20 protein-coding genes are annotated in these 22555 nt (G+C 69.5%); 7 read left to right on the forward strand and 13 right to left on the reverse strand.

Going from position 1 to position 22555, the window contains the following annotated elements:
• Nucleotides 1-18: 18 nt before the first annotated feature.
• The gene (locus BJ998_RS49375) at nucleotides 19-1428 is read right to left on the reverse strand and encodes an RICIN domain-containing protein (RefSeq protein WP_312890516.1); all 1410 of its coding nucleotides are present in this window, start codon (nucleotides 1426-1428) and stop codon (nucleotides 19-21) included.
• Between BJ998_RS49375 and BJ998_RS48020 the strand changes: the two genes are divergently transcribed.
• Nucleotides 1382-1711, forward strand: coding sequence for a hypothetical protein (locus BJ998_RS48020; protein WP_246488734.1), 330 nt, complete (start codon nucleotides 1382-1384; stop codon nucleotides 1709-1711). The two genes, BJ998_RS49375 and BJ998_RS48020, sit on opposite strands and share 47 nt — an antisense overlap.
• Nucleotides 1712-2570: 859 nt before the next feature.
• Nucleotides 2571-3587, forward strand: coding sequence for a LacI family DNA-binding transcriptional regulator (locus BJ998_RS38045; RefSeq protein ID WP_184868099.1), 1017 nt, complete (start codon nucleotides 2571-2573; stop codon nucleotides 3585-3587).
• Between the two features lie 111 nt (nucleotides 3588-3698).
• On the opposite strand, the gene BJ998_RS38050 is transcribed toward BJ998_RS38045, so the two are convergent.
• From BJ998_RS38050 to BJ998_RS38095, 10 genes are all read right to left on the reverse strand, one after another.
• Nucleotides 3699-4433 (reverse strand): GH12 family glycosyl hydrolase domain-containing protein, encoded by a 735-nt coding sequence (locus BJ998_RS38050; RefSeq protein ID WP_184868100.1) that lies wholly within the window; start codon nucleotides 4431-4433, stop codon nucleotides 3699-3701.
• Between the two features lie 295 nt (nucleotides 4434-4728).
• Complete coding sequence (locus BJ998_RS38055; protein WP_184868101.1) at nucleotides 4729-7788, reverse strand: RICIN domain-containing protein; 3060 nt, start codon at nucleotides 7786-7788, stop codon at nucleotides 4729-4731.
• Between the two features lie 104 nt (nucleotides 7789-7892).
• A complete protein-coding gene (locus tag BJ998_RS38060; protein WP_184868102.1) occupies nucleotides 7893-9917 on the reverse strand; it encodes an RICIN domain-containing protein in 2025 nt (674 codons plus the stop codon).
• Nucleotides 9918-10415: 498 nt separating this feature from the next.
• Complete coding sequence (locus tag BJ998_RS38065) at nucleotides 10416-11555, reverse strand: GH12 family glycosyl hydrolase domain-containing protein (protein ID WP_184868103.1); 1140 nt, start codon at nucleotides 11553-11555, stop codon at nucleotides 10416-10418.
• Between the two features lie 160 nt (nucleotides 11556-11715).
• Complete coding sequence (locus tag BJ998_RS38070) at nucleotides 11716-13701, reverse strand: glycoside hydrolase family 6 protein (RefSeq protein ID WP_312890517.1); 1986 nt, start codon at nucleotides 13699-13701, stop codon at nucleotides 11716-11718.
• A gap of 14 nt (nucleotides 13702-13715) precedes the next feature.
• A complete protein-coding gene (locus BJ998_RS38075; RefSeq protein WP_184868104.1) occupies nucleotides 13716-14036 on the reverse strand; it encodes a hypothetical protein in 321 nt (106 codons plus the stop codon).
• 127 nt (nucleotides 14037-14163) lie between these two features.
• Nucleotides 14164-14580 (reverse strand): lasso peptide biosynthesis B2 protein, encoded by a 417-nt coding sequence (locus BJ998_RS38080; protein ID WP_312890518.1) that lies wholly within the window; start codon nucleotides 14578-14580, stop codon nucleotides 14164-14166.
• Nucleotides 14577-14840, reverse strand: a complete 264-nt coding sequence (locus BJ998_RS38085; protein ID WP_184868105.1) for a lasso peptide biosynthesis PqqD family chaperone — start codon at nucleotides 14838-14840, stop codon at nucleotides 14577-14579. Before BJ998_RS38085 ends, BJ998_RS38080 begins: the two co-directional genes overlap by 4 nt.
• The gene (locus BJ998_RS38090) at nucleotides 14818-16629 is read right to left on the reverse strand and encodes an asparagine synthase-related protein (RefSeq protein ID WP_246488735.1); all 1812 of its coding nucleotides are present in this window, start codon (nucleotides 16627-16629) and stop codon (nucleotides 14818-14820) included. The genes BJ998_RS38085 and BJ998_RS38090 overlap by 23 nt, the downstream gene beginning before the upstream one ends.
• Nucleotides 16630-16631: 2 nt before the next feature.
• The gene (locus BJ998_RS38095) at nucleotides 16632-16760 is read right to left on the reverse strand and encodes a lasso RiPP family leader peptide-containing protein (protein ID WP_184868106.1); all 129 of its coding nucleotides are present in this window, start codon (nucleotides 16758-16760) and stop codon (nucleotides 16632-16634) included.
• A gap of 413 nt (nucleotides 16761-17173) precedes the next feature.
• Here BJ998_RS38095 and BJ998_RS38100 point away from each other — a divergent pair, with 413 nt between their 5' ends.
• Nucleotides 17174-17464: a DUF4342 domain-containing protein gene (locus BJ998_RS38100; RefSeq protein ID WP_184868107.1), complete on the forward strand. Its 291-nt coding sequence runs from the start codon at nucleotides 17174-17176 to the stop codon at nucleotides 17462-17464.
• Between the two features lie 152 nt (nucleotides 17465-17616).
• Here BJ998_RS38100 and BJ998_RS38105 read toward each other — a convergent pair whose 3' ends face one another.
• Nucleotides 17617-18330 (reverse strand): ArsR/SmtB family transcription factor, encoded by a 714-nt coding sequence (locus BJ998_RS38105; protein ID WP_184868108.1) that lies wholly within the window; start codon nucleotides 18328-18330, stop codon nucleotides 17617-17619.
• A 130-nt stretch (nucleotides 18331-18460) separates the two neighbouring features.
• Here BJ998_RS38105 and BJ998_RS38110 point away from each other — a divergent pair, with 130 nt between their 5' ends.
• The 4 genes from BJ998_RS38110 (at nucleotide 18461) to BJ998_RS38125 (ending at nucleotide 20863) form a co-directional block, all read left to right on the forward strand.
• Nucleotides 18461-19795, forward strand: a complete 1335-nt coding sequence (locus BJ998_RS38110) for an MFS transporter (RefSeq protein ID WP_184868109.1) — start codon at nucleotides 18461-18463, stop codon at nucleotides 19793-19795.
• A 117-nt stretch (nucleotides 19796-19912) separates the two neighbouring features.
• A complete protein-coding gene (locus BJ998_RS38115) occupies nucleotides 19913-20089 on the forward strand; it encodes a CsbD family protein (RefSeq protein WP_184868110.1) in 177 nt (58 codons plus the stop codon).
• A gap of 37 nt (nucleotides 20090-20126) precedes the next feature.
• Nucleotides 20127-20579, forward strand: a complete 453-nt coding sequence (locus BJ998_RS38120; RefSeq protein WP_312890591.1) for an STAS domain-containing protein — start codon at nucleotides 20127-20129, stop codon at nucleotides 20577-20579.
• Nucleotides 20580-20704: 125 nt separating this feature from the next.
• A complete protein-coding gene (locus BJ998_RS38125) occupies nucleotides 20705-20863 on the forward strand; it encodes a hypothetical protein (protein WP_184868112.1) in 159 nt (52 codons plus the stop codon).
• Nucleotides 20864-21000: 137 nt separating this feature from the next.
• Here BJ998_RS38125 and BJ998_RS38130 read toward each other — a convergent pair whose 3' ends face one another.
• Nucleotides 21001-22506 (reverse strand): glycoside hydrolase family 76 protein, encoded by a 1506-nt coding sequence (locus BJ998_RS38130; RefSeq protein WP_184868113.1) that lies wholly within the window; start codon nucleotides 22504-22506, stop codon nucleotides 21001-21003.
• Between the last annotated feature and the right edge of the window lie 49 nt (nucleotides 22507-22555).

A 22555-nucleotide genomic window follows, 5' to 3' on the forward strand; every position in this document is an offset into this window, starting at 1 on the left:
CTGGACTTCGGCGCCGGGTCAGCGGAGCATGAAGTCCTGGTTGGTGCCGGGCGCGTTCTTGCACGGCCACTGGTCCAGCTGCTGGCCGAGGTTGCTGCCGGCCCCGTACACGTCCAGGCACAGGCCACTGTTCTGGTTGCGGAACTCGTACGAGCCGTCGGACTGCTGCACCGGCTGCCACAGGTTGGCGGCCGTGGTGCCCGGCGAACCCTGGACGATGTCGGGGGTGCCTTGGGCGGTGGTGCCGTTGGCGACGGTCACGTCCTGGCCGGAGCCCTGGGCCCGCAGCTCGCCGTAGCCACCGGAGGCGGGCACGAACTGGAACTGCTGGTTGGCCTGGCCGTTGCAGGTCCACTGGTCGATCGCGGCGCCGGCGCTGGAGCTGGCGCCGTACACGTCCAGGCAGAGGTTGTTGCTGGCGATCACGAGCTGGTGGTTGCCGCTGGGGAAGCCCCCGCCGCCGCTGGTCGAGGCTGGTGTGAGGTAGACGGCGAACGCGTCGTGGGAGGCCTGGAAGGTGATCGGCAAGGTGATCGATCCCCCCGTGGCGTTGACGTTCTGGTTGTACACCACCTGCGGCGCGGACAGCGGGGCCTGGTCGGGGATGCGGTGGACGGTGACGTTCACGCTGCCGTTGTTCGCGAGCCAGGGGACCGATGCCAGGCCGGTGAAGGTGACCGACGAGGTGCCGGTGGTCCCGTTGGCGTCGCCGATGATCGCGACCGCGCGTGTGGCGGTGGCGTCCTCCGAGGCCGAGATCGCGGTCGAGCCGACCTGGCCCGAGGTGGCCACGAGGGTGCCGGTCAGGTCGGCGTAGTCGCGCAGTGCCCACCAGTTGCCGGTGGGCTGCCAGGTCCCGCCGCTTTGGGTCAGGACCCCGGTGAGGTTGGGGGTGATGCAGCAGACCCAGTTGCCGCGCATGGCGTTGGTGTAGCCGGACTGGGCGAAGCGGGCCAGGTACCAGGCGGTCACGCCGGCGGTCTGCCGGTCGGCGGGCTGGTACTCGTTGGCCGACAGCGGGACCGGGCCGAGGCCGGCGGTGGTCAGGGCGTTGTTCAGCGACTGGGAGACGGTGACCGGGTCGTCGACGTCGCCCTCGTCGTGGTTGGTGATCATGTCCGGGACGGTGCCGGCCGCCTTCACGTGGGTCAGCCAGGTCTGCCACTGCGACGACCTGGCCTGGGGGGTGAAGGCGAAGGACGGGCCGACGATCTGCGCGCCGGGGGCGAGGCGGCGGATCTCGCGGAAGGCGGTGTCCCACATCTGGAAGTACTGGGCGCTGTTCACGCCGCGGGTCCAGAACACGGAGATGTCGGGTTCGTTGTCGATGTCGTAGGCGAACTTCAGGCCTGAGGCTTGTAGCGCGCCGACGGTGGCGTCGATGAAGCTGACCCAGTTGGAGCAGTTGCCGTTGTCGCACGGGTACACCGGTGTTGGAGGGCTGCCCGCCGTTGAGGCCGTAGATGTCGGTGAGCAGCGCCTGGTACTGGGCGTGGTAGGGCGGTTGGGTCAGTCGTTTGGCCTGGGAGATCATCGAGTCGAGGTCGGCCTGGGTGGCCGGGCCGAAGCGGTAGCCGTCTTTGATCCAGCCGCCGGAGAACCAGCCGCCGCCGCGGAAGGCGTTGATGCCCAGTGGTTTGAGGTACTGGTCGACGGGTTGGGTGCCGTCGGAGCTGATGCCGTAGAGGAAGCCTTCGCCTACTCCGGTTGAGGGTCCTCGGGGTGAGGCGAGGTCCACGGTCAGTGAGGCGGCCGGGGTGGCGTGGCTGGATCCGGGTGCGAGCAGGGGGACGGCCAAGGCCAGGGCTGCGCCGAGGGCCAGCAGCAGCCGACCGGGTCCGGTTCTCGTTCTCATCGGCTCCTCCTGGGGTACCGCGCCACGATGCCGTGACGACGCGATGAACTCATGAAGCGAACGGGGGAACGGACTGTGCGTGCGGAAACGACGTCGGGTTGCCGGCCCCGACTGGTCGCTGCTCTGGATATTGTCGAATGGACGGTGTCGAATCGATTCGACTCGCGGTATTGATGGATGTTACGACCCGGATACGAGAGCGGTCAACGGCAGGTTTCCCGTCCATGCCGACACCCTGCGAACCTTGCTCGGGCCGTGCATGAAAGTTTCACCGGACCGAGACGGGGTCGTGTGTCCACAGCTGTGACGATGCGTTGCGGCAACAGGCGAGCCTTGACACGTCCGGCGGCCGCGAGTTACTTACTCCGGAGATCGGGTGCCGGCCCGGCCGTGTGCCAGGTAGGCGCGGTCGCGTTTGTCCTTCGGAGGTGAGCGTCGGAGTTCTTGACGAATTCGAGGGATCCGCACAATGTACGGAAACGGTGCCTGGTCTTGACCGGCCCGGCGCGTCCCGTTCTCGATCAGGGGGGCGGCACCGAGATCGGGCTGCGCCCAACGGGTTCGCTCAGCCGGCGCTGTGTGCACGTCGCGGGGCGTCCTCCGTCGAATCGACACGGCATGTCACGGAGATCGACACTGGCGGCGGTCAACGCCTCGAATGCGGGCGTGACCTACACTGCGTGTCATTGGGCCGAACCGGTTCGGAGGGGGCTCGGTGGATATCGGGGAGATCGCCCGTCGTTCCGGGGTGTCGCGGAGCACCGTCTCCTACGCGTTGAGCGGGAAGCGCTCCGTGTCGGAGGCGACCAGGCGGCGGATCCAGGCGGTCGTGGACGAGCTGGGATACCGGCCGAACGCCGCGGCCCGTGCGCTGAAGGAGGGCCGTACCCGCACGCTCGGACTGGTGGTCCCGCCGGCGGTCGGCCGGTTGACGTTGATGCAGTTGGAGTTCGTCGCCGCCGTCATGGAGGCCGCCGCCCGCGCGGATCTGGACGTGCTGCTCTCGCCGTCCGGCGAGGACCATGACCGGTCGTTCGAGCGGCTGGTGACGGGGCGGCGGGTCGACGGGGTGATCGTCATGGAGATTCGCCTGGACGATCCCCGGGTGACGCGGTTGCAGGAGGCCGGCATGCCCTTCGTGGCGATCGGCCGCACCTCGCGACCACAGCGGACGTGCTGGGTCGACGTGGACTACACCACGCTGGTGGCCAGGTGCGTGGATCATCTGGCCGATCTGGGGCATCGTCACGTCGCCTTGCTCAACCGCCCGGCGCCGTTGGTGGCGTCCGGCTACGGTCCCGGGCAGCGGGCTCGGCAGGGCTTCGTCGAAGCGGCAGCCCGTCGTCAGGTCGTCGGGACCGAGTTGTGCTGTGACGACGACATGGCCGCGGGGGAGCGCTGTGTGGTCGAACTCCTGCACGCCCAACCCGAGATCAGCGCGATGGTGACGGTGAACGAGGCGGCGCTGCCCGGCGTGCAGCGGGGGCTGGAACGCGCCGGCCGGTCCGTGCCGGGCCGGTTCTCGATCGTGGGGGTGGCGGCGCGCTACTGGGCCGAGCAGTTCCATCCGCCCCTCACCGCCGCCGACGTGCCGGCCGGCGAGATGGGCACCACGGCGGTCGAGTTCCTCATCCAACGCATCGCCGAGCCCGACGCGCCGCCGCAGCAACGCCTGCTCACGCCGCCGATCTCGTTGCGCAGCAGCACCGGCCCCGCGGAGCGGGTCCGCTGACGCCCGTCGGACCGGGGTGAAGTTCCGACACGACAACGCTGATTCGCGCGCCTGTGGGGTTCTCCACGGCCGAGTGGAGAACCCCACAGCGTGGGCGGCCGTTCGAGGGCATCAGTTGTAGGAGACCCAGTAGCTGTTGGTCTGGAAGTTCATGCCGCCGCTGGAGGAGGTGATCTCCCAGCCGAACTGGACGTTGCCCAGGGTGACGTTGCCGATCCAGTGGGCGCTGTTCTCCAGCCACCTCAGGACGTCGAGGATGTTGACGGTGCCGGAGGTCGACCGGCCGGTGTTCAGGAAGGAGTAGACGTTGTTGGCTCCGTTCCACCCCTTGTAGACGTTCCAGTTGTAGCCGCCGAGCCACACGGTGGTGACGTAGGAGCCGATCGGTCCGATCGGCCCGGTCTGGTTGAGCCACAGCATGATCTCGTTGGAGTTGGACGAGTCCCAGATGTCGTAGGCGGTCTCGTAGGCGCCGGCGGAGGGCACCGAGACGTTGTAGCCCGAGGTCACCGAGTTCAGGGAGTTGATCGGCGTGCCGACCCACCGGGTGACGTTCGGATAGGACTTGATGCCCCCGGTGTTGGGCTGGTCCGACCACACTCCCCAGTTGCTGTAGGAGTTCGCCCAGATCGACTGCGGGCCGGCCCCATTGCCCCAGACGTCGTTGTACAGCGTGTAGCCGCCGTTGCTCCAGGACGCCCACCTGTCGGAGGACCCCCAGGTTGCGGCATAGGCGGGAGCGGCGGCCAGCGCCAGGGCGAGGCAGGCGGTGAGCAGCGTGACCACCGGGGCGATGATCCTGCGCTTCAGCCCGATGATCGTGAGATCGAGTCGAGTATGACGCATGTGTGAGTCCTCTTCGTTGAGGGATTTGGTGAAGCGCTTCGAATCATTGGCACGGACATCGCTCGCGTCAAGAGGCTTGCAAGTGCTTTGACCTGCGGAAAGTGCGGCGGTGAACAATCGTGGGCGCTTCGACGCATATTCGACAGAACCGAGTGTGACCGCTCACGGCGACGCCGCTGTTTCCATCGACGAACGTTCGACAATCGACGACCTGAGCCCGGCTCTCGACTGCGGCGGCGTGTTGGTGCTCACCGGCCCGGCACGGTTCGAAGCGCGCGCCGGGCCGGGAGGTCTGTTACGCGGGGATGAGCTGCCACTGCTGGTTGGCGCCCCCGGTGGCCGTCCACTGCACGACCCGTGCGCCATCGTCGGTCGCCCGGCCGTAGACGTCGGCCAGCAGTCCGTTGTCGGCGCTGGTGATCGTGAAGTAGCCGTCGCCGGTGGGCCGCAGGTACCAGTGCTGGTTGGCACCGCCGTTCCCGGTCCACTGCTCCAACTGAGTCCCGGTCGTGGTGGCGTGGCCGGGCACGTCGAGCACCTTGCCGCTGCCGGTGTAGGTCAGCGTGTAGGACCCGCCGGACGCCGCGCCGATGGTCCACGGTGCGCCGCCGGTCTGCTGGACGACCAGCGCGCCGTCAGCGGTCGACCCGCCGGCGACTGCCAGCGGCTTGCCGCTGTTGCGGTTGACGATCCGGTAGTTTCCGCTCAGCGCCGACGCACTGGTGATCTCGAACCGGTCCACGGTCACCCAGGTGCCGGTGGAACCGGACCGCTGGTTGCCGGTGACGCGTATCCGGACGGTGTGCGGGCCGGACGCCAGCGTCGTGTTGCTCCACACCACCGCGTCGCCGGTCCGCGTCGCCGAGTACTCGTCCACCAGCGTCTCGGCTGCGCCGTCCACCGAGACGGCCGCGATGCCGTGGTTCGGCGCGGTCACGGCGTCCAGGGTGATTCCGGTGCCGGTGAAGCTCAGCGTGGCGGTGTCGCCCGCGACATCGCTGTAGGAGTTGGTTCCGTCATACGGACCGGCCTCACCGGTGGCGTGTCCCCAACTCCCCGTGTAGGACATGGCGGAGCTGGCATCGTCCACATTGGACGAGACGGCGCCCAGGCCGAGGAACTCGGCGGAGTCGGTGAACACCGTGCTGCCGGACTTCGCGGTGGTCAGCACCAGGTACACCCGGGTGCCGCTGGTCGGGGCGGTGAACGTGACCGGCCGGGTGACCCGGGAGCCCAGCGGCACGGTCAGGGTCTCGTCACCGGAGGCGATCACCGTGCCGTCCGGCCGGTCCAGCCGGGCGGTCCAGGAGAACCCGACCGAGGTGCTGGTGAAGTCGTCGTTGAACACGGTGACGTCGCGGGTGACCGTGCTGCCGTACGGGTAGCTGTCGGCCGCCTGCGACAGCGGGAACGTGCCGTTGGCGTCGGACACGCCGGAGGCCGACCAGTACGGCAGGTCGATCGCGGCGACCGGGTTGAACGCGGCCTGGATCCGCTGGATCTGCGGGTTGCTCCACGGGTCGGCGAGATTGTCCGCCCCGTAGATCGGGTGGCCGCCCTCCTCCGGCGTGAAGTCGGTGGTGCGCACCCCGGGCACGACACCGGCCCACCCGGACAGCAGGGTGTAGGGCCGCAGGTCGGTGACGTCCTTGCCGCGCTTGGCGGCGGTCGCGGTGGCGAACCACTCGAAGCCCTGCTTCGTGTTGCAGGCCGGCCAGATGTACTCGCCCTCGCCGTCCGGCCGGCCGGCCGTAGACCAGACCTGCTCGCCGTAGTGGCCGAGACCGTCCAGGTAGTGCCCGAGGACCGCGAAGTTGCCGTACGTCATCGTGGGGTACTGGCCGGGCGACCCGCCGGGACCGAGGTCGACGCTGATCGGCCGGGTGCCGTCGGCGGTGTTGACCGCCGCGTAGAGGTCCTTCTCGAACTGCTCGGAGTCGCTGCCGCTGATGTTCGGCTCGTTGTCCTGGCTCCAGCGGATGACCGCCGGGTGATTGCGGTCGCGCAGGGCCAGCGCGCGATCGTGGGCGACCATGTTGTCGTGCCCGGCGACGAAGTCCTGCTGGCCGCTGGAGCCGCGGATAGCGCTCTCGTCGATGACCATCAGGCCCAGCTCGTCGGCCACGTCGAGCATGTAGGGGCTGGCCGGCTCCTGGTGGATCCGCACCACGTTGTAGTTGAGCCGCTGGTAGTTGTCGACCGCCTGCGGCCAGCCGCCGTTGCCGGTCGAGGGCGGCAGGAAGCCGGGCAGGGTGTCGTAGGCGTCGCCCTTGCCGCCGTTGTCGATCCGGTCGAAGTCGGCGCCCTGCAGGTTGTCGCCGCGGAAGTTCACTCGTACGCCGTTGAGGTAGTAGTAGTCGCCGTTCTGGCTGCTCTCCCGGAACCCGAACCGGTAGGTGGCGTCGCTGGTGCGGCCGTCGTCGGTCACCGCGTGCAGCGCCAGCCGGTGCAACTGGGCGCGGTACCCCTGCCGGTAGGGCACGTTCGGCCACCAGTACGAGGCGGAGCCCAGGTTCCACGGCACCGGGCCGACGGTCGCCGTTGCCGTCGAATGGGCCGCCACGGTGACCGAGCGGCCGGGCAGCGCCGGATAGTTGAAGGACGTGCCGTTGTCGGACGTGAGCGTGCCGCTCAGCGTCACTGTGCGGGCGGTGTCGGAGGTGTTGGCCACCGACACGTCGTAGGTGAGGCTCTGGTTGGCCACCGAGGTGCGCACGAAGGCGTCGCTGATGCGGACCGCCGGGTACACCCGCAGGAACGCCGAGCGGTAGATGCCCTGGGGGACCGCCTCGGACCACTCGGCGGCGTCGGGCACGACGTACTTGCCGTTCGCCGGGTTCTTCATCGCGTTGCGGCCCTTGACGTCCACGCTGAGCGTGTGGGTCGTGCCGGGCGCGGCGTAGGCGCTGATGTCGAAGTTCGACGGGGTGAACGCGGTCGTCTGGGTGGCGACGACCCGGCCGTCCACCGACAGGGTGGCCTGGTGGTTCACCGCGCCGAACTCGATCCACGCCGACTGCGGCCGGCCGGAGTCCGGCACGGTGATGGTGCGCGAGTACACCGCTTCGGACACGTCGGTGAAGCCCTGCTTGTACCAGCCGCCGCCGGGCACGCGGATCGAGGTCGTCGCCCGCCCGGTCGGCGTGAAGCTCCACGTGCCGGTCAGGTCCACGGACGCGAGCGCGCCGTTGCCGTCGCCGAAGCCGGTCACGTCGGCGAAGGATGCCGCCGGGGCGGCTGCTTGCGGCGCGGCGGTGGCCGGACGGGCCGCGACGGCGACGGCGAGCACTGCCACCGCCGTCGCGGCCCACCGGGTGAAGCGCCGAGAACTGGATGATCGAGTGTGATGCCGCATGGAACGTGCCTTCCGGTCTCCGTCGACGTGCGCGACCACTCCGTCATCCGATGGCCGCGGCGCGCCGTGTGCCGTGATGAATCGGGTAGGTCAGGGCGAGCAGGTCAGTGGATGCTCCATTGCTGGTTGCTCTGGCCGTTGCAGGTCCACAGTTCGACGGGAGTGCCGTTGGCGGTGCCGGCCCCGGTCACGTCGAGGCACAGTCCTGATTGGACGCCGGTGATGGTGCCGTTGGAATTGACGGTCCACTGCTGGTTGGCGCCGCCGTTGCAGGTCCAGGTGACGACCTTGGTGCCGGATGTGGTCCCCTGTCCGTACGCGTCGAGGCAGAGCTGGCTGCTGCCGCTGTAGACCGTGAGCTGGTTGCCCGAGGTGTGGGTCCACCCCTGGTTGGCCGCGCCGTCGCAGTCCCAGATCTGGACCTGGCTCCCCGGTGTCGTGCTGGCCCCGTTGACGTCCAGGCACCGGCCGGACGCGGCGGAGGTCACGCTCCCGGCCGCGGTGGACCCGCCCGGGCGCTTGAACAGGCCGAACTCGGCGATGGTCGGGGTGGACCGGGAGCCGGTGACGCGCAACCGCACCTGACTGGTGGTGACCGGCGAGTTCAGGCGGACGAGTTTCTTCTGGCCGATCGTGGTGTCGCCGGCGATCTGGTTCCAGGAGCTGCCGTTCCAGGCGTCCACGGCATAGGACTCGACGCGCTGGCCGATGTGCAGGTCCTCCTGCGCCGAGATGACATCGAACGTCTGCGTTCCGGGCAGGGTGAACACCAGCGCACCCGTGCTGCCGGTCGGCTGCCACGAGGTGTCCAGGTTGCCGTCCAGGGCCAGGTTCGGGGTGCGGCCCGAGGTGTTCGAGGTCCCGCTGTCGTTGGCCACGGTGGCGCCGCTGGCGAGGTTGGTGTTGAACGTCCCCGCGATCCTGGCGTTGAGCTGGGACAGCACGGTCACCTCGGACTGGTCGAACACGCCCTGTCGGTTCGGCGGGACGTCCAGCAGGTTGTTGCAGTTGCGGCCCACCGAGTTGTAGTACATGTCCTCCAGTTCCGGCACGCCCCGCCAGGTGTCGCCGGGCTGCCAGAACCAGTTGTGGTTCGCCGACAGCGTCCCGTTGCACTCCGGGGGCGACCAGCGCAGCAGGTTCCACGCGCTGGTCCCGTCCTGCTTGCGTTGGGACAGCAGGCTGTCGCTGCCCAGATCGGGGGCGCCGTAGCCGCCGGGCGGATTGATGATGGTGTCGGCGGCGGTCGCGGCGTTGCCGGTGAAGGGCACGACCGCCCACTCGGACTGGCGGGCGTAGCCGTTCTCGTTGCCGACCCAGCGGATGTCCGGCCCGCCGTCGTTCTCGATGGCCGCGTTGGGTTGCAGTGCCCGGACGATCTTGATCCAGTCGCTGAAGTTGTACGGCTGGTTGCGGCCGGTCGGGTTGGCGCCGTCCAGCCACAGCTCGTCGATGCCGCCGTAGCGGGACATCAACTCGTAGAGGGTGTTCTCGTAGTAGGTGTTGTAGTCGTCGGAGTTGAAGGTGAACGTGATTCCGTTGACGATCTCGGACGGGTCACTGGGAATGGTCACGGTCCGGCTCGGGCTGCCGTTGGCGAACTTCCCGCCCGGTTGGTTCTCGTGCAGGTCGGCCGGTGACAGGTAGATGCCCGCCTTCAGGCCGGCCTTGTGCATGGAGTCGGCGTAGTTCTTCACCACGTCACCGTTGCCGTTCTGCCATGCGTGGTCGGAGGCGACGCTGAAGGTGGAGTACTTGGAGGGGAAGAGCAGGAAGCCGTCGTGGTGCTTGGCGGTCAGGACGGCGCCCTTGAACCCGGTGTCCTTCAGCGAACTCGCCCACTGGTCGGTGTTCAGGCCGGTGGGCTGGAAGATGTTCGGGTCCTCGGTTCCGGTGCCCCACTCCCGGCCGTCGAAGGTGTTCACGCCGAAGTGGATGAACGCCATCCGCTCCGCCCGCTCCCAGGCCAGCTGGCGCGCCGATGGCACGACGTTGGCCGCGTTCGCGATGATCGTGCTGGGCGAGTCCGACGGCGCCACGGCGATGACCTCGGCCGGAGTCGCCGCGTAGGCGGGGCCTGCCGCGAGCACGGTGAGCACCGTCAGGGCGAGTCCGACCAGGCCGGCCAACCCTTTGCGGTGAGAAACGCGGAGTCGTGGCGCGGATCTGCGTTGATCTGCCGAAAGCATCGATGACCCTCTCTGCCGCTGTGGAGTCGCCGTCGGCCCGCGCTTGTGCTGACGCAGCAGTGTCGAACCGATTCGATCGGAGGCTACGGTCGAGGGTGTGGCCGGTCAACGTGTCGCAAGGACGGTCTGGACGGCTGAATTGGTCGCTGTCGGAAGCAGGGACTCGGCGGCTCGCCGTCGATCGGCCGTTGCCGCTGCTCACCGGGCCTGTTGCGAGGTCGCTTCGGCGATCACCGGGACATCGTGCCGGTGCGCAGGATTCGAGCTGGCGGCCATGAAACTTTCTAGCCAGCAGACCCGTGGTTCCGCGATCGGGTTCGTGGCGCGACGATGACGAGCGCAGAACCACGGGTCGCTCACCTCGCCGGACCCGACCGGAGTTCACCATCGGCGATGAGACCGGCCGGGCGCCGCGAAAATTCGAATCGGTTCGTGTCGTCAGCTCGCCGTGCAGATCGGCGTCGGTGACGTGTTGGTCCCCGAGTAGCCGGCCTGGAACCCGAAGGAGGTGTTGCCGCCAGGGGGGATCGCACCGTTGTAGCCGGCGTTCGTCACGGTCTCGTTGGGACCGCTGTGGCTCTCGGCCGCGTTCCAGACGTTGCTGATCTGCTGGTTGCCGCCCCAGACCCAGGTCACCTTCCAGCCGTTGGTGGGCGCCGTCCCGGTGTTCGTGACGGTCACGTTGGCGGTGAAGCCGGTGTCCCACTGGTTGCTCACCGTGTAGGCCACCGAGCATCCGCCGCCACCACCGCCAGTGCCACCACCTCCACCAGTACCGCCCCCACCGCCGCTGTTGCTGCCGGGGGTGGCACTGAAGGAGAAGCTGTTCGTGGCCAGGCCCTGGCCGCCCTGCCAGATCTCGAAGCCGGCCTCCGCGTCGAGCAGGTAGTGCGAGGGGTTGAGCGAGCCGCGCGCGACCGCGTCGTTGATCAGGGCCTTGATGTCAAGGTTGGTGAACGAGGTGCCGCCGGGGTTGAGCGTGTAGGAGATGATCTTCCACGAGGTCTGCTGCCCGGTCCAGACGTTCCAGTTGTAGCCGGCGACGTTGGCCGTGCCGGTCTGCGAGCCGAACGGCTGCACGCCACCCCGGCTGTTGAGCCAGATCATCATCTCGGTGCCGTCGGGCTGGCCGCTGGTGGTGGGGGTGGAGTTGAACCAGATGTCGTAGGCGACGTCGTAGGCCCCGGAGCCGGGCTGGACGGTGCTCCACGACGAGACCGCGCTGCCGAGGTTGCTCACCTGGATCGGCAGGCCGCTGTTGGGCGTGCACATGCCCCAGTGGCAGCCCTTGTAGATGGACGGGTAGGTGGCCGGGGCGCCGTTGGTGGGCAGGTTGAAGTTGGCCGTGCTCACCGACCACGCGGTGCCGCCGGAGTAGTTGACGCACTGCTGCGTGGACGAGTTCCACTCGTTGGCCTGGATGATGTAGTCCCCGGCCGAGATCGTGCCGGTGCCGGAACAGGTGGACGTGTCGGCTGCCGCAGTTGGCGCGCCGACCGCGGCGACGATCGCCGAGGCGGCCAGCGTCATCGCCGCGGCGGCCGCTGCCGCGCGGAGCCTGGTGAAGCGTAGGAACATCAGGTGTCACCCTTCGGGAGTCCGCCGCGCTCTGGCGGCGCAAGCGCGTCCGGGCAACCGCGGCAGGGCCGCCAGGGCCGAGAAGCGCTTGTGGTGCATGGGATTCGGCTCGCGTAGTGGTGGCGGCCCCGCCGTGTCGGCCGGCGGGGCCGCCCGTCGGTCAGCTCGCGGTGCAGGTGAGCGTCGGGTTCGTGTTCGTTCCGCTGTAGCTGGCCTGGAAGCCGAACGTGGTGTTGGCCCCGGGTGCGAGCGCGCCGTTGTAGGCCGCGTTCGACACGGTCTCGTTCTGGCCGCTGTGCGACTCGGTCGCGTTCCACGCGTTCGTGATCTGCTGGTTGCCGGACCACGTCCAGGTGACCTTCCACGACTGGACGGCCGCGCTGCCGGTGTTGGTCACCGTCACGTTCGCGGTGAAGCCGGTGTCCCAGGAACTGCCGATCGCGTACGTGGCCGAGCAGCCGCCGCCACCACCGCCGCCGGAGGGCTTGACCGTCCAGGTGAAGGAGGCCGAGCCGGTGGCGTTGCTGGTGTCGCGTGCGGTCACCGTGACCGTCGAGGTGCCGGCGGTCGTGGGCGTGCCGGAGATGAGGCCGGTAGTGGAGCTGATCGACAAGCCGGTCGGCAGCCCGGTGGCGCTGTAGGACAGGGTGCCGCCGGCCGTGTCGGTCGCGGTGATCTGGAGGCTGACAGCGGTGTTCACGGTGCTGGTCTGGTTGCCCGGGCTGGTCACCGTCACCGAGCCGGAGCCGCCGCCACCGGAGATCAGCGCCGGGTAGGCGTTGGTCACCAGCTGCTGGAACTGGGCGCCGAACCACTGGCCGGCCGGCACGTCGTAGCCCGGGATGGAACCGGTCGGGTAGGTGCCGCCGTTGCCGTCGCTGTTGGTGCCGCTGGGGTCGCAGTGCGGATCGCCGTGGCTGTGCGAGGCGGTCGGGTAGTCGCCGTCGGACTCACCCGGCGGCTTGATCCAGACGAAGCCGATGATCGGGTCGGCGGCGCCGTAGGGCTGCACGGTGGGCGCCGAACCCAGGCCCGCGCCGTTCTGGTTGCACCAGTCGCCGCGGAAGGACCGCTGGTCGATCTTGTTGGCGGCGACGTAGGCGTCCGGCGTGGTCGGCGAGGAGTTGAGCGAGGTCGGCCGGTTCGGGCCGCCCCAGCCGTTGCGCGAGGTGTCGATGAGGATGCCGATGGTCGAGGGGAAGCCCTGGGCGACCAGCTGCGAGTACATCGCCTCGTCGTAGGTCTTCTCGTCGAAGTACGGGTTCCACTGGTAGAACTTCGCCGAGTCCAGCGGCTGGCCGCCGACCGACATCGTGGAGTTCGGCAGGAACGGCTCGGTGGTCGGCGTGTAGTTGGCGGTGTCGGAGATGAAGCCGTCCACGCTGGCGACGCCGGCGGTCGTGGCCTTGGCCACCTTGGCGAACTCCTGCGCGGCCGGCGGCATGTTGCTCGACCAGCCCAGCCATGCCGAGTGCGCGATGTCCACGTAGTTGTAGACGTTGGGGATCGCGTGCAGCTTGTTCAGCGCGTACTCGACGCCCGCCTCGTAGTACGGGGTGGCCGCGGCGCAGGTCGGCTTGCTCGCGTTGGTGACGGCGTTGGGCAGCGAGTCCGGCTCGATGATCGCGACGATCCGCTCGTTGGCGTACTTGGAGTTGGACAGGATCGTCGCGATCGGGTCGATGTACTGGGACTCGTACGTCGCCAGGCCGGCCGAGGTGGCCGGCAGCTCGCCGTTGGAGGCCAGCGCGGCGCAGTCGCGGCCGGGCAGGTCGTAGATGACCACCTCGACCGTGATCGGAGTGCTGCCCTGCTGCTGGGCCAGCGCCTGGTCGAGGTGCCACTGCAGGCCGTGGTGGACGCTGTCGCCGCTGATCGCGGCGATCTTGTCCATCCACACGCCGGTCGGGAAGTTCGCGACCTTGGCCTCGGCGGCGGCCAGTGTCGGATTCGTCCCCTGGTCGGCGGCGGCCTGGGCGTTGACCTCGGCCGCGTAGTCCGGGCTCGCGTACTGGGTGGCGCCCACGAAGGGGTTGGTCACATGCGCGGCGGCGTGCGCCGCGGTCACCGTCAGCGGCGAGAGCACCGACGCGGCGACCGCGAGCGACACCGCGCCCGCGCGGAGCGCCTGGATGGTTCGGGACACTTCGGTCCTCACTCCTAGAAGACGTCCGCCGCGTCGTCCGCGACGGAGGTGCGGAAGGGCCTGCCGACCGTGAGGACGGCTCGTCGGAGAGTTGGCCAGCGTGATTGAGAAGTCAACGGAGTGTGCTTCCCGGCGAGGGCTCCCGAGGTCAGGGCCGGGTTCGCGCTGAAAGATTCCTGATTCGCACTGAAAGATTTCAGTGCGGCGTCACGGTTTCCGTCGAACGGCGACGTCAGGGACAGGATCGGCGCAGGTTGTCGTCCGCCGGAGCGATGCGTCCTCGCCTTGCCGCCGGCCAGTCTCGCCACCGCCAAGGCAACCGTGATCGGGTCCATGGCGAGCACCCCTTCCGAGTGTGGGGCTCTCGGAAGGGGTGCTGAGCTGCGGGTTGCGTTACGTCGGGCTGGCGATCCTCATCGGCGAGGATCGCTCAGCCCGAGCGAGGGCGGTCATGACCGACGGCTATGCCGTCACACCGACGGTCAGCAGCGGGCGGTAGTGCCCGGCGGGCAGGGGTTCGCCGACGGGGTGGCCGTCGACCTCGACCCAGGCATGCGCGGAGAACGGGCTGGTCCGCACGCCGGTGCACCAGGTCGGCCACGTTCCGCGGGCGCGGCACAGCAGGGCCACGGCGATGGAGCGTTGCAGACAGCCCTGACCGGCGCAGCGCAGGCTGACCGACACCACGGCCTCGCGAGCCCGCTCGGCCTGTGCCAGGGTCGCGGGTCGCGCGCCGCGGCTGGCGAACTCCAGCAGCTGACGGATTCGGACCGGCCGCCGGCCGATCAGCATCCTGGCGACGGCCACTGCAATCAACGGGAGCACCCGGCGGTGCAAGGGCATCGGGGCGGGCCGCGTCAGCGCGGCGGGGAGGCTCACGACGCGCCTTGGACCAGGCCGGCGGTGCGCAACCGGTCGAGCAGGCCGGTCACGTCCCGACGCACGCGGTCGGGTTCGACGGCGTGGCGGGCGGCGAGATCGGCGACGACCTGGTCGACCGCGCGGCCGCCGAGCACGGCGTCGAGGATGCCGGAACCGGTGGCGTTGAGCTGCCAGTACCGGCCGGTGTTCTGGTCCAACAGCACCGCGCCGTCGTCGGTGGCGGTGTGGGCGACGTCAGGGTGCAGTCGTAGCGGCACGGGAATCCTCCGGACGAGTGGGACGGTCGGTGGCCCGCAGCCAGTTCTCGCACCCGATCAGGCCCTCGACGGCGAAGACCGGGCGGAAGTCGGCGTAGGGGGCGAAGAGGCCGGCGATCAGGCGGTCACGGTCGATCAGGCCCCGCGCGGCCAGCGCGGAGTCGGCGAACAGGTCCGCGATGGTGTCACGGTGTCGGCGGAAGCCGGCCCGCACGTCCTGGTTGAACACGCCCTTCGTGGTCCGGGTGCGGATCCGTTCGGGCAGCACGCCCTGCATGGCCTCGGCCAGCAGCGGCTTGTAGCGGTACGGGGTGGCGCGTTCCGGCAGACGCACCGCCATCGCGGCTTCGACCACGCGGTCGTCGAGGAAGGGCAGCTCCAGGGCGACATTGGCGTCACCGAAAACCCTGGCCAACTGCCGATACGCCGCGGCGCCCTGCCGCAGCGTCGTCAGGTATTGGTGCTGGCCGAGGTCGGCGTCCAACGGCTCGGCCGTCTCGGCGTGCCGACGCAGCACATCGCGGGTGGTGGCGATCGCGTCGGCACTGGCCCACTCGGACGCGCGCAGCGACCCCAGTCCCCAGCCCAACACGGGAAATCGTCCCGGCAGCGGGGGAACGGTCAACTGCTCGGCCTGTGCTGCCCACCACGTGGATGCGGTGCCTGGGCGGAGAAGTGCCGCCAGCGTGGGCCGTAACGGCCACCGGTGCAACGCGAGCTGGCCTCGCACATGGTTCACAGCGGTCAGCGGCCGGCGGCGCAGCAATCGGGACAGGTAGCCGGGAAGGTCGCCGAACAGTTCGTCACCGCCGTGCCCGGCGAGGTGTCGGGTGACGCCGTTGTCGGCGAGAACCATGGCGGTGCGGCGGATGCGAGTGGCCGTCCGCATGAACGGATACGGCTGTTCGACATCGATGATCGTTGCCGGATCGGCAAAGCAAGCCGGCAGTTCCGTTTGTGGCAACACCAGGTGCTCGGCCGCGGGCAGCTGCTCGGAGGCCACCGCGCTGAAGATCGCGTCATCGTTTGCCGCTTCGGCCTCCGCCCAGCGAAAGGTCAGCAGCTCCGGGTTGTGTCGCGCGGCCAGGAAGCACAGTGATGAGGAATCCAGGCCGCCGGACAGATCGCTGCCCCACCGCTCGCACTGTCGCGCGCTGACGGCGTCGGCCAATGCCGCTCGAACCCGAACGGCACCCTCGCGCAGGCCGACCTCCGGCGTCGGCGCGCGCCACCACCGAACCTGCCGGACGCGATCGGCCCGCAGCACCAGATAGTGATCCGGCGGCAAGGCGGAAACCCCGCGCCACAGGGGCCGTTCGCCCAGCGGCGGCGGCAGGAGGCCGCACACCACGCGGGCCGCAAGCATTTCCTCGTCCACCACGTCGCCGAGCACGTCGGCGCGATCGGCCGCGACCGGGACTCCGTCGACCATGGCGTGGAAGACCGGCCGCAGCCCGGTGACCGAACCCTGCACGCGAACGTCACCGTTCACCGACACCACGAGGTGGAACGTGCCCGACAGGCTGCGGGCCAGCCGATCGGCGTCGGCCACCGTGCGCAGTTCTGCCGCCCATTTCGCCAGCTGGGCCGCGGTGACGGGACAAATGCCCAGCACCGCCACCGAAACCGGGCCGGCGGTGCCGACCACGCACTCGTCCGGCGACCATCGGCCCACCAGCCAGGGACGACCCGAGGCATGGGGCACCACCCGAACGCCGTCCCGCACGTGCCGGCCGGACACGGCGGCCGCGGCCGCCGTGTCCGGCAGGACCATCAACGCAAACCGCATCCTCAGAAACGCATGTGAGCGACGCCGTCCGGGAAGAGGGCGATCACCGGGCCGAGGGTGTCCTCGCCGAACTCGCCCACCTCCAGCAGCGCCGGCGGCTCGTACGGCTCCGGCTCGAGCTGCTCGTTCATCACGCACCATCCAGGGTGTAGCGCCGGCACACGGGCGTGCACCGGTCCCGGCCGACCCTAGGCAGCAGAATTTTCCTCACGATATCGAAGGCTTATTCATGTATGCGGAGGCGCGGTCGCCGGAGCAGGGTGATGGACAGCCCGGGAGCACAACGCTCTCGACTTCCCCGACCTGCTGCGACTGATCGACGAACGCTCGACGGCCTTCCGCGCCGCGTCGCCGCCGGGGCCGACGCCAGGGCGAAGATCGTGCCGGAGGACGCCCCGGCCGCGCCCGTCCACCGGGCCGGTGGCGGCGGTGAGTCGGTTCTGCGAGGGAATCAGGCGCGAGTCAGGGGAAACCCTGATGGCAGTGCGCCCGGCCGCGGGCACGCTGGAGGTGTCAAAGGGACATCCGCAGTTCGAGGAGAGTCATGAACGAATCCAAGCCCGAGTACACCCGTACCACCGTCGACTCGGTGGTCAACGCTGTTCGCGGGTTGGTCAGTGAGGGCATCAACCGTCGCGTGGTCGTGCGTGACAGCAAGGACGACGTGGTGCTGGAGGTGCCGGTGGCTCTCGGGCTGGTCGCGGCCCTGGCCGCTCCGGTGGCCACCACGATCGGTGCCGGTGTCGCGCTGGTCGGCAAGTGCGACATCAAGCTCGAGGACCGCCGGCAGCCCGGTAGCCAGCCCGCGACGACGGTCGACGCCGAGCAGGTGTAGTGGCAGACGGGGCCTCGCTGGACCTGTGAGCGGCTTCTCCGGCCGCTCCCGCGGTCGACCTCGGGAGCGGCCAGCGAAAGTCGTGGGTGGCCCACGCTCGTCCTGGACGTCTTCCAGGCGATGGGCGACGCCGACGAGGTTGCCCGACTGTGTCAGAGGGCGAAACCGGGAACGAGCGTGGGCAGCCGGCGCCGGCCGGCGCCGGTCAGCAGCAGCTCCCGAGAGTCTTCCCGCCGCCGGACCAGATCGTCGGCGATGAACGCGTCGAGCACGGCCTGTCCCAGTGCGCCGCCCAGGTGGGGCAGTCGGTGGGTCTTGTCGAGGCAGGCGGTGGCGAGCTTGCGGCGGCCGGGGTCGATGGCCGCGGCGTCGACTCCGAGGGAGGCGAACGCCGACAGGTCGTGGCCGAGCGTGAGTTCGTCGCCGCCGCCGGTCGGTGGCTGGAGGGCGGAGCGCTCGACCAGCATGCCGAACACGGAGACGCCCAGTCGCCCGGCCGCGTGGTCGTAACACGTGTGTGCGATGTCGACGGCAGACGTCGGTCGGCCGGTGGGTTCGAGATCGGTGTTGGCGGCGTAGCGGGACAACACGGTGAGCACGTCGCCGAGATCCGCCCGGCCGAGTCGGTACACCGCGTGCCGGCCGGTGTGCTCGACCGCGACGAGGCCGGCGGCGCGCAGTCGGGTGAGGTGGTTGCCGAGGCGGGGCGCGGATACGCCGATGGCGTCGGCCAGCTGGATCATCGTGTGCGGGCCCTCGGCCGCCAGCAGCTGCAGCGCCGTGAGTCGCACCGGGTCGGCCAGCTCGCGGGCCAGGCCGGTCACCGCGGACAGGACCGGATCGTCCGGGTCCACCCAGCCGGCCATCGGTCGCTCCTCTCGTCCGGGTTTGACGTTAGCACGATTCAGGCAACCCTGAATGGTCATTGCTGGACGGGGTGTCGCGGGCTACGGTGGCATGCAGACAGCGTTCATGATCTGCTGAAGGGTGGACGCGATGGTGGCGACGGCGAGCCCGGGCCACGCCGCCGAGGTCACCAGGGGCCTGCGGACGTTGCTGTGGGGAAGGGCCGTGTCCGCGCTCGGCGACGGCCTGTGGTTCACGATCTGGGCGGTGTTCTTCACCCGGATCCTGGGCCTGTCGATGATCATGGTGGGGTTCGGCATGGCGGTGGCCGCCGGCGTCGGCATGGCCGCCGCGGTGCCGATCGGCTCGATCGCCGACCGCCTCGACCCGAGGCTGGTGCTCGTGGCCATCACGGCCGTCCGGGCCGCGGCGATGGCCTCCTACCTGCTGGTGCACGACACGTGGACGTTCATGGTGGTCACCATCCCCTTCACCGCGCTGGCCACCGGCGGCACGGCGGTGCGCACGGCGCTGATCGCCGGCCTGGTGATGGACAACGCGGCCCGGATGCGGTCGCTGGCCCAGCAACGTGTCGCCCAGCATGTCGGCTACGCGATCGGCGCCGGCATCGGCGCGCTCGTGCTGGCCGCCGACCGGCCGCAGGTGTACCTGGTCGCGATCGCCGGCAACGCGGTGACGTTCGTGGTGCTGGCCGCGACCACCCTGGCCGTGCCGAGGCCGGCCGGGCAGGTCCACACCGGCACCATGGCGGGATCGCTGACGGCGCTGCGGGACCGCCCGTACCTGGCGGTCATCGGCTTGACCTCGTTGTTGTCCCTGTGCTGGGCCATGTTGTCCACCGGTCTACCGTTGTGGATCTCCGGCTCGACGCACCTGCCGCTCGCGCTCAGCGGTGTCGTGGTGGTGATCAGCTCAGTGGGCATCGCGGCGTTGCAGGTGCCGGTCACCAGGTTCGCCCGCACACCGGGCCAGTCGGCGCGGACGGCGGTGTGGGCCGGGATCCTGCTGGCAGTCGCCTGTGCGCTGCTCGCGACCACCTCGGGCGCGGCCGGCGTCATCGGCACGGCCGTGGTTGTCGTCGTGGCGCTCCTGCACGTCTGCGGTGAGCTCGGCTATGTGGCCGCGACGTGGGGGTTGTCGGTCAACCTGATGCGGGAGGACGCCCGGGGCGCCTACCAGGGGGTGAGCGAGGCGGCGACCGCGACCGTGCAGATGTTCGCGCCGGCCGTGTTCACGGTGGCGCTGGGGACCTTCGGCGCCGGTGGCTGGCTGCTGGTCGCCGTGGTGTTCGTGCTGGTGGTGATCCCCGTGCCGGCGCTGACCCGCTGGGCGGTGCGGACCCGGCGCGCCAGTTCCCGGACCGTCCACGTGGGACGGTTGGATGGGTGCGCGGACGCGCCGTTCGCGTGGCGGCTGGCCACTCCGGTCACGCAAAACCGAGGATGCCGTCAAGATCGAGTGTGATGTTTGGGCGCCGTTTTCTGCGGTATTCCTTCGGTGTTCGACGGCGACGGTCATTGGTGGACGCTGGTCGGCCAGCGCAACCCGCCACAGACCACCGACAAGTGAGAAGGAGTTGCCGTGAGCACCGAACGCAAGGTCGACGCGACCGCTGACGACGTCAAGGGCAAGGTCAAGGAAGGCGTCGGCAAGGTCACCGATGACCAGAGCCTCGAGACCGAGGGCAAGGGCGACCAGGCCAAGGGCAAGGTCAAGCAGGCGGTCGAGGACGTGAAGGACGTCTTCAAGAAGGACTGACCGACAACGCGGGACCGTGGAAGGGCTCCGCCTCGCGGTGGGGCCCTTCTCGTCCGCGATCGAGCCGGGGGAGGGCTCAGCGTTGACAGACCCTGAACGGGTTTCGAACTCCGATGCTGCCACCGGCTTCCCTGCGGAGCCCGCACCGGTCACTCGGGGCGACGAGGTCGAAACCGCCGTGGTGGTGCGTCTGGCCGGCGAGATCGACCTGGCCAACGCCGAGCACGCGGCCGAGCAGTTACGTGCCGCTGAGGCCGTCGCCGTGGCCGACGCGCCCGCGGTGGTGGTGCTCGACCTGAGCCGCGTGACCTTCCTCGGCTCGGTGGGGCTGGCGATGATCCTCGAGCACGACCAGCTCTGCGCCGCCTTGGACAGCCGGTTATGCGTGGTCGTCGGGGACAATCAACGTGTGTGGCGTCCGATCCACATCGCTTCGCTCGACGAAGTGCTCACCATCGTGTCGAGCGTGGCGGAGGCGGTCCGCGGCTGAACCGGCCTTGGTGCGTCCGGGGAAGCACCTGCTTTCCTCATGGCGGCGAAGCGGCGGTTCCTGTTTGACATCGGTCCACAGCGGGTACGAAACGCATGGTTGTTCGAAGCCACCGGAGGTGCGTGGTGCTCGCTCTGATCGGCCTACTGCTGGTGATCTGGCTCGTGTGCGCCGTTGTCGGCGCTGTGGTGAAGGGTCTCGTCTGGCTGCTGGTACTCGGGGTCGTCCTTTTCGTCGTCACCGCTGTGGTGGGGTGGGTCAAGCGGGAGGCACTCCGACGCTGAAGACGCGGAACCGCTGACGGCGGCATTGCGAAGGGGCAGCCGGCGCCGTCGGCTGCCCCTTCGGGTGGTCCGCCGCGCGACGGGCAAGAGCGCGAAGCGTTTTCTCGACGAGCGGCGCGGCGGGGCCACCGCGGTGTTCAGCCGGTGGCGTTGAGCAGGTCGAGCGCGCTCTGCTGGCGGGCCGCGTCGCTCTGGTCGAACGGGCCCGACCAGACCAGGCCGTACTGGTCGAATCCGTTGCGGTCGTTGGTGTAGGCCGAATCGGCCTGGCGCTTCAGGTAGGCCGTGTACGGGTGGTCGGACAGTGCCGCGTTCAGCGCCGACAGGTCGCGGGCGTAGACGCCCTTGAAGGTCGGGCCGTCCCCGACGCCACCGGGCTGCTCGCCCGGGTCCCGCAGGATTCCGTTGGGGTTGAGGGCCGTGCTGGTCGTGGACGCGTTGGCCAGCGTGCGAGCCTGGTCCAGGTACGAGCCGTTCCCGGTGGCCCGGTACAGCTCGGCCAGCGCCGCCAGCGGCACCCCCTGGTTGTAGGTCCAGGTCGGCTGGTTGTTGTTCACGCAGGTCGAGGTGAGCCCGTCGTTGACCAGGTTCTGGCCGTTGATCATCCCGCTGTTGCGGAACCAGGCCCAGCCGGCCCGCGCCCGTTGCAGATACGTCGTGTCGCCGGAGATCCTGTTGTGCAGCGCGGCGTTGAGCTGGATGTAGAGCGAGTTGGGAATGGCGTTCTTGTACGTCTTGGCCGAACTCCACCACACCCCGCCGCCGCAGGTGCCGTCCCAGTACGAGTGGACGTGGTCGGCGTCGAACCGGGCGGTGCTCAGGTAGCGGCTGTCGCCGGTCTGGTCGTAGGCCGCGACCCAGGCCAGGCCCCACCAGAGCGTGTCGTCGTTGTAGGCGTTGGTGAAGTTGCCGCCTTGGGCCGAGAGGTTCTTGGTGTAGGTGTTGGCGATGGCGTAGGTGTAGCTGCCCATACCGGATGCCCTGATGTTGCCGATGATCGCGGTCAGGGCGTTGGCGGAGTTCCACCAGCCGGTGGTGCCGAACAGGCCGGTGCCGTTGTCGTAGTCCTCCATCAACGCGGTCGCGGCGGCGGTGCGCCGGTCGTAGGAGTTCCACGTGGTGCGGCGCCAGTCCGTGCAGGTGATCGCCGTGCTTCCGGCCGGCTGGGCGCAGGCTCGCAGCAGGCCGACGCCGTTGTTGTTCCAGTCGTCGTCGTTGAACATCAGCGTGCGCCAGCCCGGGTAGCCGCTGGGCGTCTTGGTGTCGCCGAGCTTGGACCCGGAGGCCCAGCTGCGGCCGGCGTCGAACGAACGGTCCAGCCACAGCTCGTCGCCGGTGGAGCTGTTGGTGATCGCACCCCAGCCCATGTCGTCGGCGTCGTCGAGGTGCAGGGACAGTTGACGGTTGCCGGCGGCCGTCGCCGTGACGCCCTGCCGGTCCTGCGTGGCCAGCGCGGGATCGCGGGCGTCACAGTACTTGTCGCAGATGGTGGCCATCGGCGCGACGGCGCCGCTCGACGGGGGAGGAGCGGCGGTGGTCGGGGGCGGGGTCGGGGGTGCTCCGGTGGACGCGACGGCGGCGGCCGGGGCCACCAGGACCGCGGCAGCGAGCGTGAGGGCGCTCAACACGGCACCTCTGAGCATGGAACCTCCCGGTTGCAGGGTTGCCGGTAGGAACGTGCTGGTGAGAGCG

Origin of the sequence: Kutzneria kofuensis (genome assembly GCF_014203355.1) — a bacterium.
In the GTDB taxonomy this organism is placed as follows: Bacteria; Actinomycetota; Actinomycetes; order Mycobacteriales; family Pseudonocardiaceae; genus Kutzneria; species Kutzneria kofuensis.